18 protein-coding genes are annotated in these 16,440 nt (G+C 60.8%); 7 read left to right on the plus strand and 11 right to left on the minus strand.

Translation table 11 applies throughout. The annotated features are described in order from the left end of the window. Positions 1-124: 124 nt before the first annotated feature. The 4 genes from xseB (at position 125) to REA38_RS21140 (ending at position 4,297) form a co-directional block, all read left to right on the plus strand. Positions 125-388: an exodeoxyribonuclease VII small subunit gene (xseB, locus tag REA38_RS21125; RefSeq protein ID WP_015376838.1), complete on the plus strand. Its 264-nt coding sequence runs from the start codon at positions 125-127 to the stop codon at positions 386-388. A 5-nt stretch (positions 389-393) separates the two neighbouring features. Continuing rightward, entirely contained in the window at positions 394-1,314 is a 921-nt protein-coding gene (ispA, locus tag REA38_RS21130; RefSeq protein ID WP_047728733.1) for a (2E,6E)-farnesyl diphosphate synthase, read from the plus strand. Between the two features lie 34 nt (positions 1,315-1,348). Then, positions 1,349-3,214: a 1-deoxy-D-xylulose-5-phosphate synthase gene (gene dxs, locus REA38_RS21135; protein ID WP_033637303.1), complete on the plus strand. Its 1,866-nt coding sequence runs from the start codon at positions 1,349-1,351 to the stop codon at positions 3,212-3,214. 108 nt (positions 3,215-3,322) lie between these two features. Beyond that, on the plus strand, positions 3,323-4,297 hold the full coding sequence (locus tag REA38_RS21140; protein WP_060422039.1) for an aldo/keto reductase: 975 nt from the start codon (positions 3,323-3,325) through the stop codon (positions 4,295-4,297). A gap of 32 nt (positions 4,298-4,329) precedes the next feature. On the opposite strand, the gene pgpA is transcribed toward REA38_RS21140, so the two are convergent. The 6 genes from pgpA to nrdR all read right to left on the minus strand — a co-directional run bounded on the left by pgpA (position 4,330) and on the right by nrdR (position 8,445). Next, positions 4,330-4,824, minus strand: coding sequence for a phosphatidylglycerophosphatase A (pgpA, locus tag REA38_RS21145; protein ID WP_033634010.1), 495 nt, complete (start codon positions 4,822-4,824; stop codon positions 4,330-4,332). After that, entirely contained in the window at positions 4,817-5,809 is a 993-nt protein-coding gene (gene thiL / locus REA38_RS21150) for a thiamine-phosphate kinase (RefSeq protein WP_033637301.1), read from the minus strand. Before thiL ends, pgpA begins: the two co-directional genes overlap by 8 nt. Before the next feature lie 51 nt (positions 5,810-5,860). After that, positions 5,861-6,277: a transcription antitermination factor NusB gene (nusB, locus tag REA38_RS21155; protein ID WP_004940384.1), complete on the minus strand. Its 417-nt coding sequence runs from the start codon at positions 6,275-6,277 to the stop codon at positions 5,861-5,863. A gap of 20 nt (positions 6,278-6,297) precedes the next feature. Continuing rightward, positions 6,298-6,768, minus strand: a complete 471-nt coding sequence (gene ribE / locus REA38_RS21160; protein WP_033637299.1) for a 6,7-dimethyl-8-ribityllumazine synthase — start codon at positions 6,766-6,768, stop codon at positions 6,298-6,300. 107 nt (positions 6,769-6,875) lie between these two features. Beyond that, a complete protein-coding gene (gene ribD / locus REA38_RS21165; RefSeq protein WP_308886575.1) occupies positions 6,876-7,985 on the minus strand; it encodes a bifunctional diaminohydroxyphosphoribosylaminopyrimidine deaminase/5-amino-6-(5-phosphoribosylamino)uracil reductase RibD in 1,110 nt (369 codons plus the stop codon). Between the two features lie 10 nt (positions 7,986-7,995). Further along, on the minus strand, positions 7,996-8,445 hold the full coding sequence (nrdR, locus tag REA38_RS21170) for a transcriptional regulator NrdR (protein WP_004940387.1): 450 nt from the start codon (positions 8,443-8,445) through the stop codon (positions 7,996-7,998). A gap of 175 nt (positions 8,446-8,620) precedes the next feature. Here nrdR and REA38_RS21175 point away from each other — a divergent pair, with 175 nt between their 5' ends. Beyond that, positions 8,621-9,181, plus strand: coding sequence for a DUF3251 domain-containing protein (locus REA38_RS21175; protein ID WP_101427833.1), 561 nt, complete (start codon positions 8,621-8,623; stop codon positions 9,179-9,181). A gap of 64 nt (positions 9,182-9,245) precedes the next feature. On the opposite strand, the gene secF is transcribed toward REA38_RS21175, so the two are convergent. The 5 genes from secF to queA form a co-directional block, all read right to left on the minus strand. Continuing rightward, positions 9,246-10,214, minus strand: a complete 969-nt coding sequence (gene secF, locus REA38_RS21180) for a protein translocase subunit SecF (RefSeq protein ID WP_019454209.1) — start codon at positions 10,212-10,214, stop codon at positions 9,246-9,248. A 10-nt stretch (positions 10,215-10,224) separates the two neighbouring features. Continuing rightward, entirely contained in the window at positions 10,225-12,072 is a 1,848-nt protein-coding gene (gene secD / locus REA38_RS21185) for a protein translocase subunit SecD (protein ID WP_072008390.1), read from the minus strand. Between the two features lie 24 nt (positions 12,073-12,096). Further along, positions 12,097-12,429, minus strand: coding sequence for a preprotein translocase subunit YajC (gene yajC / locus REA38_RS21190; RefSeq protein WP_004940391.1), 333 nt, complete (start codon positions 12,427-12,429; stop codon positions 12,097-12,099). 33 nt (positions 12,430-12,462) lie between these two features. Beyond that, positions 12,463-13,587 (minus strand): tRNA guanosine(34) transglycosylase Tgt, encoded by a 1,125-nt coding sequence (gene tgt / locus REA38_RS21195; RefSeq protein ID WP_033647322.1) that lies wholly within the window; start codon positions 13,585-13,587, stop codon positions 12,463-12,465. A 72-nt stretch (positions 13,588-13,659) separates the two neighbouring features. Then, entirely contained in the window at positions 13,660-14,730 is a 1,071-nt protein-coding gene (gene queA, locus REA38_RS21200; protein ID WP_004940394.1) for a tRNA preQ1(34) S-adenosylmethionine ribosyltransferase-isomerase QueA, read from the minus strand. Positions 14,731-14,850: 120 nt separating this feature from the next. Here queA and REA38_RS21205 point away from each other — a divergent pair, with 120 nt between their 5' ends. Beyond that, the gene (locus REA38_RS21205) at positions 14,851-15,432 is read left to right on the plus strand and encodes an ACP phosphodiesterase (protein ID WP_060428117.1); all 582 of its coding nucleotides are present in this window, start codon (positions 14,851-14,853) and stop codon (positions 15,430-15,432) included. A gap of 229 nt (positions 15,433-15,661) precedes the next feature. Continuing rightward, positions 15,662-16,264, plus strand: a complete 603-nt coding sequence (locus REA38_RS21210) for a peroxiredoxin C (protein ID WP_019454212.1) — start codon at positions 15,662-15,664, stop codon at positions 16,262-16,264. Positions 16,265-16,440 lie beyond the last annotated feature (176 nt).

Consider the following 16,440-nt stretch of genomic DNA (forward strand, 5'->3'; position numbering starts at 1 on the left):
AGTATATCACCATATCGCCGTGCTCTGCGCACAAAACCACACATGAGCGCCATGATTTGCTAATCAAGATCCGCTAGGATAGGCTCTGGCGCCACGGTTCACATGATGACGTAAAAAGAAAATTATGCCGAAAAAACCAGCACAATCAGCCAGTACAGAGCAAACTGCCAGCTTTGAAAGCGCCCTCGGCGAGCTGGAAAGCATCGTGACGCGTCTGGAGTCGGGCGAACTGCCGCTGGAAGACGCACTGAACGAGTTCGAACGCGGCGTACAGCTGGCGCGTCAGGGCCAGCAGAAACTGCAACAGGCGGAACAGCGTGTGCAGATACTTCTTAACGACAGCGCTGACGATGCGGCGCTGGCGCCTTTCACACCGGATGCCGAGTAACCGACATGTCTGAGATCGCCCCATCGGCCGCTTTTGCCGATCAACTGCAGATTTTCCGCCAGCGCGCCGATCGCGCGCTGCTGGACTTCATCGCCCCGCTGCCGTTCAACGACGGCAACATGGTGGCGGCGATGCGTCACGGCGCCTTGCTGGGCGGCAAGCGCCTGCGCCCGTTCCTGGTGTACACCACCGGCCAGATGTTCGGCGTGTCGCTGGCTAACCTGGACGCGCCGGCGGCGGCGGTGGAATGCATTCACGCCTACTCGCTGATCCACGACGATCTGCCGGCGATGGACGACGACGATCTGCGCCGCGGCCAGCCGACCTGCCACATTAAATTCGGCGAAGCCAACGCGATACTGGCCGGCGATGCGCTGCAAACGCTGGCGTTTTCTATCCTGGCCGATGCCGAAATGCCTGACGTGGCCCTGCGCGATCGGCTGGCGATGGTCTCTGAACTGGCGACCGCCAGCGGCGTAGCCGGCATGTGCGGCGGCCAATCGCTGGATCTGGAAGCCGAAGGCAAGCGCGTTGATCTGCAGGCGCTGGAGCAGATCCACCGCCACAAAACCGGCGCGCTGATCCGTGCTGCGGTGCGCCTGGGCGCGCTGAGCGCCGGCGAAGCCGGACGTGCGGCGCTGCCGCAGCTGGATCGTTACGCCGCCGCGGTTGGCCTGGCGTTCCAGGTGCAGGATGACATTTTGGACGTTGTCGGCGAGACTGAAAAAATCGGCAAGCGCCAGGGCGCGGACCAACAACACGGAAAGAGTACCTACCCGGCGTTGCTCGGGCTTGACAGCGCGAAAGCAAAAGCGTGGGATCTCTATCAGGAAGCATTAGCTGCATTAGACACTTTGGCAGCGCAATCTTATAACACAGCGCCATTGCGAGCGTTAGCCAGCTTCATTATTGAACGCGACAATTAACGTGTGACGTTAACTCCTCTGATATGAGTATCGAATGAGTCTTGATATAGCCAAATACCCAACCCTGGCGCTAGCGGAAAACCCCGAGGAACTCCGCTCACTGCCCAAAGAGAGCTTGCCGAAGCTGTGCGATGAGCTGCGGCAATACCTGCTGAACAGCGTCAGTCGCTCCAGCGGCCACTTTGCCTCCGGGCTGGGTACCGTCGAACTGACGGTGGCGTTGCATTTCGTCTACAACACGCCGTTCGATCACCTGGTGTGGGACGTCGGCCACCAGGCCTACCCGCACAAAATTCTGACCGGCCGCCGCGACCGTATCGCCACCATTCGGCAAAAGAACGGCCTGCACCCCTTCCCGTGGCGCGCCGAAAGCGAATACGACGTGCTGTCGGTCGGCCACTCGTCGACCTCGATCAGCGCCGGCCTCGGCATGGCGGTGGCGGCGGAACGTGAAGGCAAAGGCCGCCGCACGGTGTGCGTGATCGGCGACGGCGCCATCACCGCCGGCATGGCGTTCGAAGCGATGAACCACGCCGGCGACATCAACCCGGACATGCTGGTGGTGCTGAACGACAACGAGATGTCGATATCGGAAAACGTCGGCGCGCTGAACAACCACCTGGCGCAGCTGCTGTCCGGCAAGCTTTACTCCACCCTGCGCGAAGGCGGCAAGAAAGTGCTGGCCGGCGTGCCGCCGATCAAGGAGCTGGTGAAACGCACCGAAGAGCACCTGAAAGGCATGGTGGTGCCGGGCACGCTGTTCGAAGAGCTGGGCTTTAACTATATCGGCCCGGTAGACGGGCACGACGTGCAGGGGTTGGTTGCCACGTTGAAAAACATGCGCGATCTGAAAGGCCCGCAGCTGTTGCACATCATGACCAAGAAAGGCCGCGGTTACGCGCCGGCGGAGAAGGATCCGATCAGCTTCCACGCGGTGCCGAAGTTCGATCCCGCCAGCGGCACGCTGCCGAAAAGCGCCGGCGGTCTGCCGACCTATTCGAAAATCTTCGGCGACTGGCTGTGTGAAACCGCCGCCAAAGACAGCTCGCTGATGGCGATCACGCCGGCGATGCGCGAAGGCTCCGGCATGGTGCAGTTCTCTCGTGACTACCCGCAGCAATATTTCGACGTGGCGATCGCCGAGCAGCACGCGGTCACCTTCGCCGCCGGGCTGGCGATCGGCGGCTACAAGCCGGTGGTGGCGATCTATTCCACCTTCCTGCAACGCGCCTACGATCAGCTGATCCACGATGTGGCGATCCAAAATCTGCCGGTGATGTTCGCTATCGATCGCGGCGGCATCGTCGGCGCCGACGGCCAGACTCACCAGGGGGCGTTCGATCTGTCGTTCATGCGCTGCATCCCGACCATGGTGATCATGACGCCGAGCGACGAGAACGAATGCCGCCAGATGCTGTACACCGGCTATCACTACAACGACGGCCCGAGCGCCGTGCGCTATCCGCGCGGCACCGGCACCGGCGCGGCGCTGGAGCCGCTCAACCTGCTGCCGATCGGCAAAGGCGTGGTGCGCCGCCAGGGGGAAAAGATCGCCATTCTCAACTTCGGCACCCTGCTGCCGGAGGCCGCGCAAGCGGCGGAGGCGCTCAACGCCACGCTGGTCGACATGCGCTTCGTCAAACCGCTGGACGAGCAGCTGGTGCTCGAATTGGCCGCCAGCCATGAAACGCTGGTCACGCTGGAAGAGAACGCCATCATGGGCGGCGCCGGCAGCGGCGTCAACGAACTGCTGATGGCCAAACGCCGTCCGGTGCCGGTGCTGAACCTCGGCCTGCCGGACAGCTTTGTCTCGCAGGGCAGCCAGGAAGAACTGCGCGCCGATCTGGGGCTGGACGCCGCCGGCATTCAGCGCCAAATCGAAACCTGGCTGGCGCAGTAATCGCCACTCGCGCCTGAAAAAACGCCTCCGCTCTCGGGGGCGTTTTCGTTTCCGCCCTCCGGGATCCGCGCTACAGTTACTGTCTGAGCTTTCGAATGGGAGGCAAGCATGAAGTACCTGAAACTGGGCAACACCGATCTGAACGTCTCGCGCATCTGCCTGGGCTGCATGACCTACGGCGAACCGAACCGCGGCAATCACGCCTGGACGCTGCCGGAAGAGAGCAGCCGCCCGCTGCTGAAACAGGCGCTGGAAGCCGGCATCAACTTTTTCGATACCGCCAACAGCTATTCCGACGGCAGCAGCGAGGAGATCCTCGGCCGGGCGCTGCGCGACTATGCGCGCCGCGAAGACGTGGTGGTCGCCACCAAGGTGTATTTCCCGCTGAGCAACCTGGAGCGCGGTTTGTCGCGCGCCAACATCATGCAATCCATCGACGACAGCCTGCGCCGTCTCGGCACCGACTATGTCGATTTGCTGCAGATCCACCGCTGGGATTACGAAACACCGCTGGAAGAGACGCTGGAAGCGCTGCACGACGTGGTGAAAGCCGGCAAGGCGCGTTACATCGGCGCCTCCTCGATGTACGCCTGGCAGTTCGCCAAGGCGCTGTATACCGCCGATCTGCACGGCTGGACGCGCTTCGTCAGCATGCAGGATCAATACAACCTGATTCAGCGCGAAGAAGAGCGCGAAATGCATCCGCTGTGTACCGCCGAAGGCATCGCCGTGCTGCCGTGGAGCCCGCTGGCGCGCGGCCGCCTGACCCGCCCCTGGGGCGAAACCACCGCGCGGCTGGTTTCCGACCAGTTCGGCAAGAGCCTGTACGAGGAAACTGAAGGCATCGACGCCATTATCGCCGAGCGCGTCGCCAGCCTCGCCGAGGAACGTGGCGTTTCACGCGCGCAGATCGCGCTGGCCTGGCTGCTGAACAAGCCGGCGGTCAGCGCGCCGATCGTCGGCGCTTCACGCAGCGAGCAGTTGGATGACGCCATCGCCGCGGTCGATTTGAGTTTGTCGCCGCAAGAGGTCGCAGAACTGGAGACGGCTTACGTGCCGCATCGGGTGACGGGATTTGAATAAGAGAAGCGGGCGCAAAACGGCGCGCCCGTCTGTCAGAACAGCCCGATCGGCCAGTGGTGCCCAATCAGGTAGATGATGCCGGCGGACAGCACGCCGGCGATGATATCGTCGACCATGATGCCCATGCCGCCATGCACGTTGCGGTCGAACCAGCGGATCGGCCACGGCTTCCACATGTCGAGAATGCGGAAGATAACGAAACCGGCGGCGACCCAGCGCCAGTCGTTGACCGGCAGCGCCATCAGCGTTATCCACATGCCGACGAACTCGTCCCAGACGATGCTGCCGTGATCGTGCACCTTCATGTCTTTTGCCGTGCGGTGGCAAATATAGACGCCGATGCAGATGCTGAACATCACCGTCAGCGAGTAGAGCTGCCACGGCAGCTGGATCAGCAGCAGCCAAAACGGGATCGCCGCCAGCGATCCCATGGTGCCCGGCATCACCGGCGACAAACCGCTGCCAAACCCGGTGGCCAGCAGGTGCCACGGATTGCTCATCCGCAGCCGGCGCTTGGCTTCATCCATGGGTGCCCGGCTCCGCGTTGAAATGATCGAACCCAGCCCAGTCCAGCTCTACCGCCTCATCGTCGCGATAATAGCGGATGCCTTCAGACAGCGGGCCAATTTGGCCGATACAGGTGTAGTCGGCCCCGAGGTGGCTCAACGCCACTTCCAGCGCGCCGCGGTTGATCTCCGGCACGGTGAAGCACAGTTCGTAATCTTCACCGCCCGCCAGCGCCCAGCGCAGCGCCTGTTCGGCATCGGCGTGGCTGCTCAGCGCCTGCGACATCGGCAGCTCGTCCAGCACGATGCGTGCGCCACAGTCGCTGGCCTTAAGGATATGCTTCAGATCGGAAATCAGGCCGTCGGAGATGTCGATCGCCGAGCTGGCCAGATCGCGCAGCGCCTGCCCCTGCAACACCCGCGGCTGCGGCCGCAGATGGCGAGCGACCAAATAATCGCGCGCCGTCGTTTCCGTCACCGCCAAACGATCCTGCAGGATCGCCAACCCGGCGGCGCTGTCGCCCAGCGTGCCGGTCACATAGATCCAGTCGCCGATGCGCGCGCCGCTGCGGGTCAGCGCCCGGCCGGCCGGGATCAGCCCCTGGATGGTCAGCGTCATGCTCAGCGGCCCGCGCGTGGTATCGCCGCCGATCAGCTGCATGCCGTAATAGTTGAGCTGATCGAACAGGCTGTCGCTGAAGGCCTTCAGCCAGGATTCGTTCACTTCAGGCAGGGTCAGCGCCAGCGAAAGCCAGGCCGGATCGGCGCCCATCGCCGCCAGATCGCTCAGATTGACCGCCAACGCCTTATAGCCGAGATCGGCCGGATCGATGTCCGGCAGAAAGTGCACGCCCGCCACCAGCGTATCGGTACTGACGGCCACCAGCTGTTTTTCCGGCACTGCCAGCAGTGCGCAGTCATCTCCAATGCCCAACTGTACATCCCGGCGCACACGCTTGAACCGGTCAAAATAGCGGGCAATGAGGTCAAATTCGCCGCATGCCATATCGATATTCCACTAGAAGAAATTAAGGCCGGGAATGCCGGCCTTAATGTTTTACTTTTTCTTGCGAAGGGTTGGCGCCACTTTATCCAGCACCCCGTTCACAAACTTGTGGCTGTCTTCCGCGCCGAAGGTTTTCGCCAGTTCGATCGCTTCGTTGATCGCCACCTTGTAAGGGACATCCTCGCGCATTTTCAGTTCAAACAGCGCGACGCGCAGCACCGCGCGCTCCACCTGGCCCAGCTCTTCGAGCTGACGCGACAGGTAAGGCGCCATCAGTTCGTCCAGCATACCTGCATTCACTGCCGCGCCGGACAGCAACTCGCGAAAATAGGCGACGTCAACATCTTTGACATCCTGCTCCGTCAGGAACTGGTGTTCAACATCGGCAAGGTCGTTTTTAGACAACTGCCAAGAGTAAAGCGCTTGAACAGCGCACTCACGAGCGCGGCGACGAGCAGCAGGTTTCACGGAATTCCCCTTAACTAAATTCAGGCTTTAATAGCTTTGATAACATTAATCATTTCAAGTGCGGTCAGCGCAGCTTCAGCGCCCTTGTTGCCCGCTTTGGTGCCGGCGCGTTCGATCGCCTGCTCGATGCTTTCGGTGGTCAGCACGCCAAAAGCAACCGGGATTTCGGCATTCATCGCAACGTTGCCGATGCCGGAGCTGGCTTCGCCCGCCACATATTCGAAGTGCGCGGTGCCCCCACGGATAACGGTGCCCAGCGCGATAACCGCGTCGTATTTGCCGGTTTTGGCCAATACGCTCGCCGTCAGCGGCAGCTCGTAAGCGCCCGGGACCCAGACAACGGTGATGTTGTCGTCAGCAACCTGACCAATGCGTTTCAACGCGTCGATCGCGCCTTCCAGCAGGCTGTCGTTGATGAAATTGTTAAAACGTGCAATTGCGATCGCCACGCGGGCCTTTGGAGTAGCAACAACACCTTCGATAACTTTCATGGGCTTTCCTTAAAAATGGGTTCAATACCCCGCAGGGGGGCGGATTCTATCATATTCTTTCATCGCCTGCGCGGCGCTTTTGTAAAACCGGCGCACGGGCGCGAGATTCAGTGTTTCGCCCGCAGGCGCAAACGCAGGTCGGGGCCAACCTGGCGCACGTCGCTAAAGACGAATTCCGGCGCGTCGGCCAATCGCTCCAGGCCCGGCAGGTGGCACAGGCCACGGCCATTATCGCCCAACAGTTTCGGCGCGATGTACAAAATGAGCTCATCCACCAGGCCGGCCTGCAGCAGCGCGCCGGCCAGCGTTGCGCCCGCCTCCACCCAGATTGAATTCACCTGGCGCTTGGCCAACAGCATCATCATCACTACCAGATCGACGCCGCCGCCGTGCGCCGGGCAGATAAACTGCTCGACGTCTTGCGACCAGGCCTGTTCATCCGCCTCCAGGCGCGCCAGCCAGGTGGCGCCCGGCTGCTGCACCACGCGGTGCTGCGGAGTAATGCGATTTTGGCTGTCGAGCAGGATGCGCAGCGGCTGGCGCAGATTGTCGCGCGGATAGAGGCGCTGCGTCTCGGCGTCCAATTCATCCCAACGCACCGTCAGCGACGGATCGTCCGCCAGCACGGTGGCGCTGGTGCTGAGAATGGCGGCGCTCTGCGCGCGCAGGCGCTGCACGTCCTGACGCGCTTCGGGTGAGGTGATCCACTGGCTCTCGCCGGAGGCCATCGCCGTGCGGCCGTCCAGCGACGCGCCCAGCTTCAGCTGCACGTAAGGGAAGCCGGTGCGCATGCGCTTGAGGAAGCCCAGGTTGACCGCTTCGGCCTCGGCCAGCATCAGGCCGTGCCGCACCTCGACGCCGGCCTGCTGCAGCTTGTACAGCCCGCGACCCGCCACCTGCGGATTGGGATCTTGCATCGCCGCGACCACCCGGGTTACGCCGGCGGCCACCAGCGCATCGGCGCAGGGCGGCGTGCGGCCGTGATGGCTGCACGGCTCGAGCGTGACATAGGCGGTGGCGCCGCGCGCCTTGTCGCCCGCCATGCGCAGCGCGTGCACTTCCGCGTGCGGCTCGCCGGCGCGCAGATGATAGCCTTCACCGACAATTTCGCCGTCGCGCACGATAACGCAGCCGACGTTCGGATTGGGTGCGGTGGTAAAACGCCCCAGCCGCGCCAGTTCGAAGGCGCGCGCCATATAAAGTTCGTCGTGATGCATGAAAGATCCTTTAGTCTTGCAGGCGGGCGATCTCTTCGCCGAACTCGCGCACGTCTTCGAAGCTGCGGTACACCGACGCGAAGCGAATATAGGCGACCTTATCCAGCTTTTTCAGCGCGTCCATCACCAGATTACCCACCAGTTTGGTCGGCACTTCGCGTTCGCCGGTGGCGCGCAGTTGGGATTTGATATGATTAAGGGCGTTTTCCACGTCGTCCGAGCTGACCGGGCGCTTTTCCAGCGCTTTCAGCATGCCGCGGCGCAGTTTGTCTTCGTTGAACGGCTCGCGCACCTCATCGCTTTTAATCACTCGCGGCATCACCAGCTCAGCCACCTCGAAGGTGGTGAAGCGTTCATTGCACACCAGACACTGGCGGCGACGGCGCACTTGCGAACCGTCCCCCACCAGGCGGGAATCAATGACTTTGGTATCAACGGCGGCGCAGAAAGGGCAATGCATAACACGTCCTGATAAACGTTTTTTATAGATAAATGCAGTTTACCCCGAAGTGCAGCCACAACAAAGGGCGGCGGCCATTTGTTGCGACACGCGGCCTAGAAGCGGCGCCGATATGACTTTCCCATCCGGGCGGACTAAGCTGATAACAGGAGATTCAGCATAGGAAATCGCCGTCATGACAACCTGTTACCCCAAAATCGCCCTGCTCGCCGCCGCCGTGTTGCTGGCGGGCTGCGCGCATAACGCCGCCGTGCCCCAGCTGCGCCATCAGGTCGCCGCGCTGAACCAGAAAGTGAGCGTGCTGACCGATCAAACCACCGCGCTGGAGCGGCAGAATCAGCTCAATCAGCACTCCGACAACGGCGTCTATCTGCTGCCGGCGGCCCGAAGCGCCGCCCGTTTGCAGAGCGGTATCGGCGAACTGAGCGTTTCGCTGAGCCACATCAAGAACGAAGCCAACGGCACGCAGGCGCAGCTGCATGTGCGCGTCCTCTCACAGGCCACGCTGCCGCCGTTCAAAGCCGTGGTGGAATGGGGCCAGTTGGACGACTCCACCGGCCGGCCGTTGACCGCCGAGGCGCTGTCGCAACCGATCGCCAGCGCCGATTCGCTGCTGCCGAAGCCCGGCCAGGACTTCGAACTGCGCTTCAGCGGCCTGACGCCGGAACAATTGGGCTATATCCGTCTGCACAGTCTGGTTTCGACCGCCCAACCGGCGGTAGTGAAGCAGCACTGATCCCCGAGGCAAAAAAAAGGAGCGCCATCGGCGCTCCTTCTCATATCGCTGAATACTGCGGTTGTTAAGGCAGAATCGAAGGCTGATCCGCGCCCTCTTTTTCCACTTTTTGCTGCAGCATGTGTTCGCGTTTCATCCCCAGCTTCAACGCCAGCGCGGACGCGACGTAGATCGAGGAGACGGTACCGATCGACACGCCGATCAGCATCGCCAGCGAGAAGCCTTGCAGCATCGCGCCACCGAAGATGTACAGCATCAGCACCACCATCAGGGTGGTCCCGGAAGTCATCAGCGTACGGCTCAGCGTCTGGGTCAACGACACGTTCATGATCTCGTAAGGCGTACCACGGCGGATCTTGCGGAAGTTCTCACGAATACGGTCGGAAACCACGATGCTGTCGTTCAGCGAGTAGCCGATAACCGACATCAGGGACGCGACGATGGTCAGGTCAATCTCGATATGGAACAGCGACAGCACACCCAGCGTGATGATCACGTCGTGCGCCAGCGCGATAACCGCCCCCAGCGCCAGGCGCCATTCGAAGCGGAAACCGACGTAGATCAGGATACAGATCAACGCCACCAGCAGCGCCATGCCGCCGGTTTGCGCCAGCTCGCTGCCCACGCTCGGGCCGACGAACTCGATGCGCTTCACGGTGGCGTTTTTATCCACCGAGTCGTTGATCACGCCGATCACCTTGTTGCCCAGTTCCTGGCCTGCGGTGCCGGTCGCCGGTGGCATGCGCACCATCACGTCGCGGCTGCTGCCGAAGTTCTGGATGATCGGATCCTGGAACCCGGCCTTCTCCAGCGTATCGCGCATCAGGTCGAGATTGGCCGGTTTCTCCAGGTTGATTTCAATCACCGTACCGCCGGTGAAATCCAGACCCCAGTTAAACCCGCGCACCGACATGGTGGCGATCGACGCGACCAACAGCACCAACGAGATGCCGAAGGCCACGTAGTCCCAGCGCATAAAGTCGTAGACTTTACGGCCGTAGTTGAGTTGCTCAACAGTATAATCCTGTGCCACAACGCACTCCTCAGATAGACAGCTTGTTAATGCGTTTGCCGCCGTAAAGCAGGTTGACGATGGCACGGGTACCGACAATCGCGGTGAACATGGACGTCGCCACACCGATAGCGGTGGTGATCGCAAAGCCTTTGATCGAACCGGTGCCGACTGCGTACAGGATGATCGCGGTGATCAGCGTGGTGATGTTGGCGTCGACGATACTGGAGAACGCGCCTTTATAGCCCTCATGGATCGCCTGCTGAACGGACCTGCCGTTCTTCAGCTCTTCCTTGATACGTTCGTTAATCAGTACGTTGGCGTCAACCGCCACCGCCAGCGTCAACACGATCCCGGCAATGCCCGGCATGGTCAGCGTCGCCCCCGGCAACAGGGACATCACGCCGACGATCAGCACCAGGTTGGCGACCAGCGCCGTGGTGGCGATCACGCCGAACTTACGGTACCAGACCACCATGAAGACGATGGACGCCACCAGGCCCCACAGGCAGGCTTCCAGACCTTGGGTGATGTTCTGCTGACCCAGGGTTGGACCGATGGTGCGCTCTTCGACGATCTGAATCGGCGCGATCAGCGCGCCCGCACGCAGCAGCAGCGAAAGCTGACGCGCTTCGTTCGGGTTGCCGATACCGGTGATGCGGAAGCTGTTGCCCAGACGCGACTGAATGTTCGCCACGTTGATCACTTCTTCCTGTTTCACCAGCACCGCACGGCCGTTGGCGTCTTTCTTGCCGCTGTCCTTATACTCCACGAACAGGGTCGCCATCGGCTTGCCGATGTTGTCCTTGGTGAAGTTGGACATGGACGTGCCGCCGGCGCTGTCCAGCGAGATGTTAACCTGCGGCTGGTTGTATTCGTCGGTACTCGAGGTGGAGTCGGTGATGTGATCACCGGTCAGGATCACGCGCTTGTACAGCACGATCGGCTGGCCGTCACGGGTGTATTTCACCTCGGAGTCGCCCGGCACGCGGCCGTTGGCCGCCGCAGTGGCGTCCGCATTGGTGTTCACCAGACGGAACTCGAGGGTCGCGGTGGCACCCAGAATTTCTTTGGCGCGCGCGGTGTCCTGAATGCCCGGCAGCTCGACCACGATGCGGTCGGCGCCCTGGCGCTGCACCAGCGGTTCGGCGACGCCGAGCTGGTTGACGCGGTTACGCAGGATAGTGATGTTCTGCTGGACGGCGTATTCGCGCGCTTCGCTCAGACGGGCGTCCGTCAGGCTGGCTTTCATGGTGTTGGCGCCGTTGGCGGACAGCACCAGATCGCGCTGACGCGGGCCGATGTAGCTGATGGCCTGGTCACGGGCCGCATTGTCGCGGAAGCGAACTTCCACGCCGTTGTTGTCCAGCTTGCGGATAGACGCGTAAGGAATGCCCTTCTCGCGCAGCTCGCTGCGCAGGGTATCCATGGTCTGTTCCTGCAGCTTGCTCAACGCGGTGTCCATGTCCACTTCCATCAGGAAGTGTACGCCGCCGCGCAGGTCCAGGCCGAGTTTCATCGGCTCTGCGCCCAGCATGGCCAGCCAGGTCGGCGTGGCCGGCGCCAGGTTCAGCGCCACGACGAATTTGTCACCCAGCTCGGTCACCAGCGCTTCGCGGGCGCGCAGCTGAACGTCAGGATCTTTAAAGCGAGCCAGGATGGCGCCATTTTCCAGCGCAATCGACTTGCTCGCGATGTTGTCTTTTTCTAATACGGTACGGACCTGGTCCAGCGTAGTTTCACTGGCGGCGACGCCGCGCGCGCCAGTGATTTGTACGGCCGGATCCTCACCGTAGATGTTGGGAAGCGCATAAAGCAGACCGACGAGGATCACCACGATCAACATCAGATACTTCCACAAAGGATAACGGTTTAGCACGGCAATTCCCTTCGGGAAAAAAGATTACAGGGCCTTCATGGTACCTTTCGGCAGAACGGCCGCCACGAAGTCACGCTTGATCATCACTTCCGTGGTGTCGTTCAGCGCGATGGCGATGATGCCGGTGTCGGCCACTTTGGTCACGCGACCGATTAGGCCGCCGGTGGTCAGCACTTCGTCGCCTTTACCGATGGAGTCCATCAGCTTCTTGTGATCTTTAGCGCGTTTCTGCTGTGGGCGCAGGATCATGAAGTAGAAGATCAGGCCGAACACCACCAGCATAATGATCAGAGAGTACGGGCTTCCCTGAGCCGGAGCCCCTGCGGATGCGACGGCGTCAGAAATGAAAAAGCTCATTGAAATTCCCTCATTAAGTTATCAATTATTAGATCAAGCGTTTAAAGGCGGAATCGGCTTGCCGATCCGACCATAGAAATCCGCAACAAACTGCTCTAATTTACCCTCTTCGATAGCCTGGCGTAAACCCGCCATCAGGCGTTGGTAGTGACGCAGGTTATGAATCGTGTTCAGTCGAGCACCCAATATTTCGTTGCAACGGTCGAGATGGTGCAAGTAGGCGCGGCTGTAATGGCGACAGGTGTAGCAATCACAGTCCTTATCCAGCGGAGAAGTATCATCCTTGTGCTTGGCATTACGGATTTTTACCACACCGTCAGTCACGAACAAATGGCCGTTGCGGGCGTTGCGGGTCGGCATGACGCAGTCGAACATGTCGATGCCGCGACGCACGCCTTCCACCAAATCTTCCGGCTTGCCGACGCCCATCAAATAGCGTGGCTTATCTTCCGGAATTTGCGGGCAAACGTGTTCAAGAATGCGATGCATATCCTCTTTCGGCTCGCCTACAGCCAAGCCGCCCACAGCGTACCCGTCAAAGCCGATATCCACCAGCCCTTTGACTGAAACATCACGTAAATCTTCGTAAACGCCGCCCTGAATGATGCCGAACAGCGCATTTTTATTTTCCAGCTCGTCGAATCGCTTGCGGCTGCGCTCCGCCCAGCGCAGCGACATTTCCATCGAACGCTTAGCGTAGTCCCAGTCGGCCGGGTACGGCGTACATTCATCGAAGATCATCACGATGTCGGAACCCAGGTCATACTGGATTTCCATCGATTTTTCCGGGCTCAGGAACACCTTGTCGCCGTTGATCGGGTTGCGGAAGTACACGCCTTCCTCTTTGATCTTGCGCATCGCCCCCAGGCTGAACACCTGGAAACCGCCGGAATCGGTAAGGATCGGCCCATGCCACTGCATGAAATCGTGCAGGTCGCCGTGCAGCTTCATGATCTCCTGGCCCGGGCGCAGCCACAGGTGGAAGGTGTTGCCCAGCAGGATCTGCGCGCCGGTTTCTTTCACTTCTTCCGGCGTCATGCCCTTGACCGTGCCGTAGGTGCCGACCGGCATAAAGGCCGGGGTCTCCACCACGCCGCGGTCGAAGATCAGGCGGCCGCGACGCGCGCGGCCATCGGTAGTCTGTAGTTCGTACTTCACAAAGCCTCCAGCATCAGAGAAACAGTCTGATGTCGTTGAAACGGGGCCGCGCCGTGCGCGCAGCCCGGGAAATTAACCGCCGACGGACTCGTTTTCCGCCTGCGGGTTACGGCTGATGAACATCGCATCGCCGTAGCTGAAAAAGCGATACTGCTCGGCCACCGCCTGCTGATAGGCGTTCATGGTATTTTTATAGCCGGCGAAGGCCGACACCAGCATGATCAGGGTCGATTCCGGCAGGTGGAAATTGGTCACCAGCGCGTCGATCACCTGATAGTGATAGCCCGGATAGATAAAGATGCTGGTATCGCCGAAGAACGGCGCAATCAGCGCTTCTTTGCTGGCCGCCGCGGCGCTTTCCAGCGAGCGCACCGAGGTGGTGCCCACCGCTACGACGCGCTTGCCGCGCGCCTTGCAGGCCAGCACCGCATCGACCACCTCCTGCGGCACTTCGGCGTATTCGGCGTGCATCACGTGATCTTCGATGGTTTCCACGCGCACCGGCTGGAAGGTGCCGGCGCCGACGTGCAGCGTCACGAACGCCATTTCCACGCCCTTGGCGCGCAGCGCCGCCAGCAGCGGCTCGTCGAAGTGCAGGCCGGCGGTCGGCGCGGCAACCGCGCCGGGCTTCTCGCTGTAGACCGTCTGATACAGCTCGCGGTCGGCGTCTTCATCCGGGCGGGCGATATAAGGCGGCAGCGGCATGTGGCCGGCGGCGTTGAGGATAGTGAACACGTCGCGCTCGTCGTTGAAGCGCAGCTCGAACAGCGTTTCGTGGCGCGCCACCATGGTGGCGGCGATGCTCTCGTCATCCCCCAACAGCAGCTCGGCGCCCGGCTTCGGCGCTTTCGACGCGCGCACGTGCGCCAGCACGCGATGGTCGTCCAGCACGCGCTCCACCAGCACCTCAATCTTGCCGCCGCTGACCTTGCGGCCGAACATGCGCGCCGGGATCACGCGGGTATTGTTGAACACCAGCAGGTCGCCGGCTTCCAGCTTATCCAGCAGATCGGTGAATACGCCGTGCGTCAGCGCCCCGCTCGGCCCGTCCAGCTGCAGCAGGCGGCATGCGCTGCGTTCGGCCTGGGGATAGTGGGCAATCAGGGATTCGGGAAGTTCAAACGAAAAATCAGCGACGCGCATGGGTATTCACTTCTTCAATTTAGGGCTGGTTGGTAAAAAACAGGCGGCCTAGTCTAAAGCCGGGGGCGGTCAGCGGCAAGAAATAAGGAGGATTTGCCTGACTTCGGGTATAGTTGAGGGATGAATTTTCTCGCTCATCTTCACCTGGCCATGCTGGCGGACAGCTCGCTGCTGGGCAACCTGCTGGCCGATTTCGTGCGCGGCAACCCCGCCGCCGACTACCAGCCCGAGGTGGTGGCCGGCATCATGATGCACCGCCGCGTCGACGTGCTGACCGACAGCCTGCCGCAGGTCAAAGCCAGCCGCGACTATTTCAGCGCCCCCTACCGCCGCGTGGCGCCGATCACCCTCGACGTGGTGTGGGACCATTTTCTGGCGCGCCACTGGCAGCAGCTCGAGCCTTCGCGCGACCTGCACCAGTTTACCCAGGAAGCCCGCAGCCAGATCGAACCTTTTCTGCCGCTCACGCCGCCGCGCTTTCAGAACCTGAACGGCTACCTGTGGCAGGAACGCTGGCTGGAGCGCTACGCCGAATTGCCGTTCATCGCCCGGGTGCTGCAGGGCATGGCCAGCCGCCGCCCGCGCCTCGAGGCGCTGGCCGGTTCGTTCGCCGACGTCGAGCAACATTATCATCAGCTTGAAACACAGTTCTGGCAGTTTTACCCGAAAATGATGCGGCAGGCGAAGGACAAAGCGCTCTGAGGTCAAGCTCAAGCCCTTGAAATTGCAACGCCTTGCAAGAATTTACGTTTTGCCGCTTGCCCTTTTGTGGGAAAAGGTTATTTTTAAAGCTCGCTAAATTATATCAACGACTTTGATAGGTGAAAGCTATCTCATCGATTGGTCTTTTACCCTTTATTCACCAAGTCGCGGCCCCTATACTGGCCCTTGTTTTTACATCCACCCTTTAACACCTATTACAGGAGTAATTATGGTCCTGGTAACTCGTCAAGCCCCTGACTTCACTGCAGCTGCCGTACTGGGTAGCGGCGAAATCGTTGAAAACTTCAACCTGAAGAAGCACCTGAACGGCAAACCGGCCGTCCTGTTCTTCTGGCCAATGGACTTCACCTTCGTATGCCCTTCCGAGCTGATCGCTTTCGATCACCGCTATGAAGAGTTCCAGAAGCGTGGCGTTGAAGTGGTTGGCGTTTCCTTCGACTCAGAGTTCGTTCACAACGCATGGCGTAAAACCCCTGTCGACAAAGGCGGCATCGGTGAAGTGAAATACGCAATGGTTGCTGACATCAAGCGTGAAATTCAGAAAGCTTACGGCATCGAACACCCGGAAGCCGGCGTTGCGCTGCGCGGCTCCTTCCTGATCGACAAAGACGGCATCGTGCGTGCTCAGGTTGTTAACGATCTGCCAATCGGCCGTAACATCGACGAAATGATCCGTACCGTTGACGCGCTGCAATTCCACGAAGAGCACGGTGAAGTGTGCCCGGCTCAGTGGGAAAAAGGCAAAGCAGGTATGGGCGCTTCCCCAGACGGCGTTGCAAAATACCTGTCTGAAAACGCTGCCAAGCTGTAATTTCAGCCTGATAGTGAATCAACCGGCCCACGCGGCCGGTTAATGAGATGGTCACCCCCACCCTGTGAGCGGTACGCTGGCAGGGTGTTTTTCTTTCTGAAGGGGATCATCATGCAAAACGTTACGCTCATCGGTATTGACCTCGGCAAGCAGTCGTTTCATGTTCACGCTCAGGA

The sequence above is a fragment of the Serratia sp. MF1(2023) genome (assembly GCF_030954545.1).
GTDB classification, from domain to species: Bacteria; Pseudomonadota; Gammaproteobacteria; order Enterobacterales; family Enterobacteriaceae; genus Serratia; species Serratia sarumanii.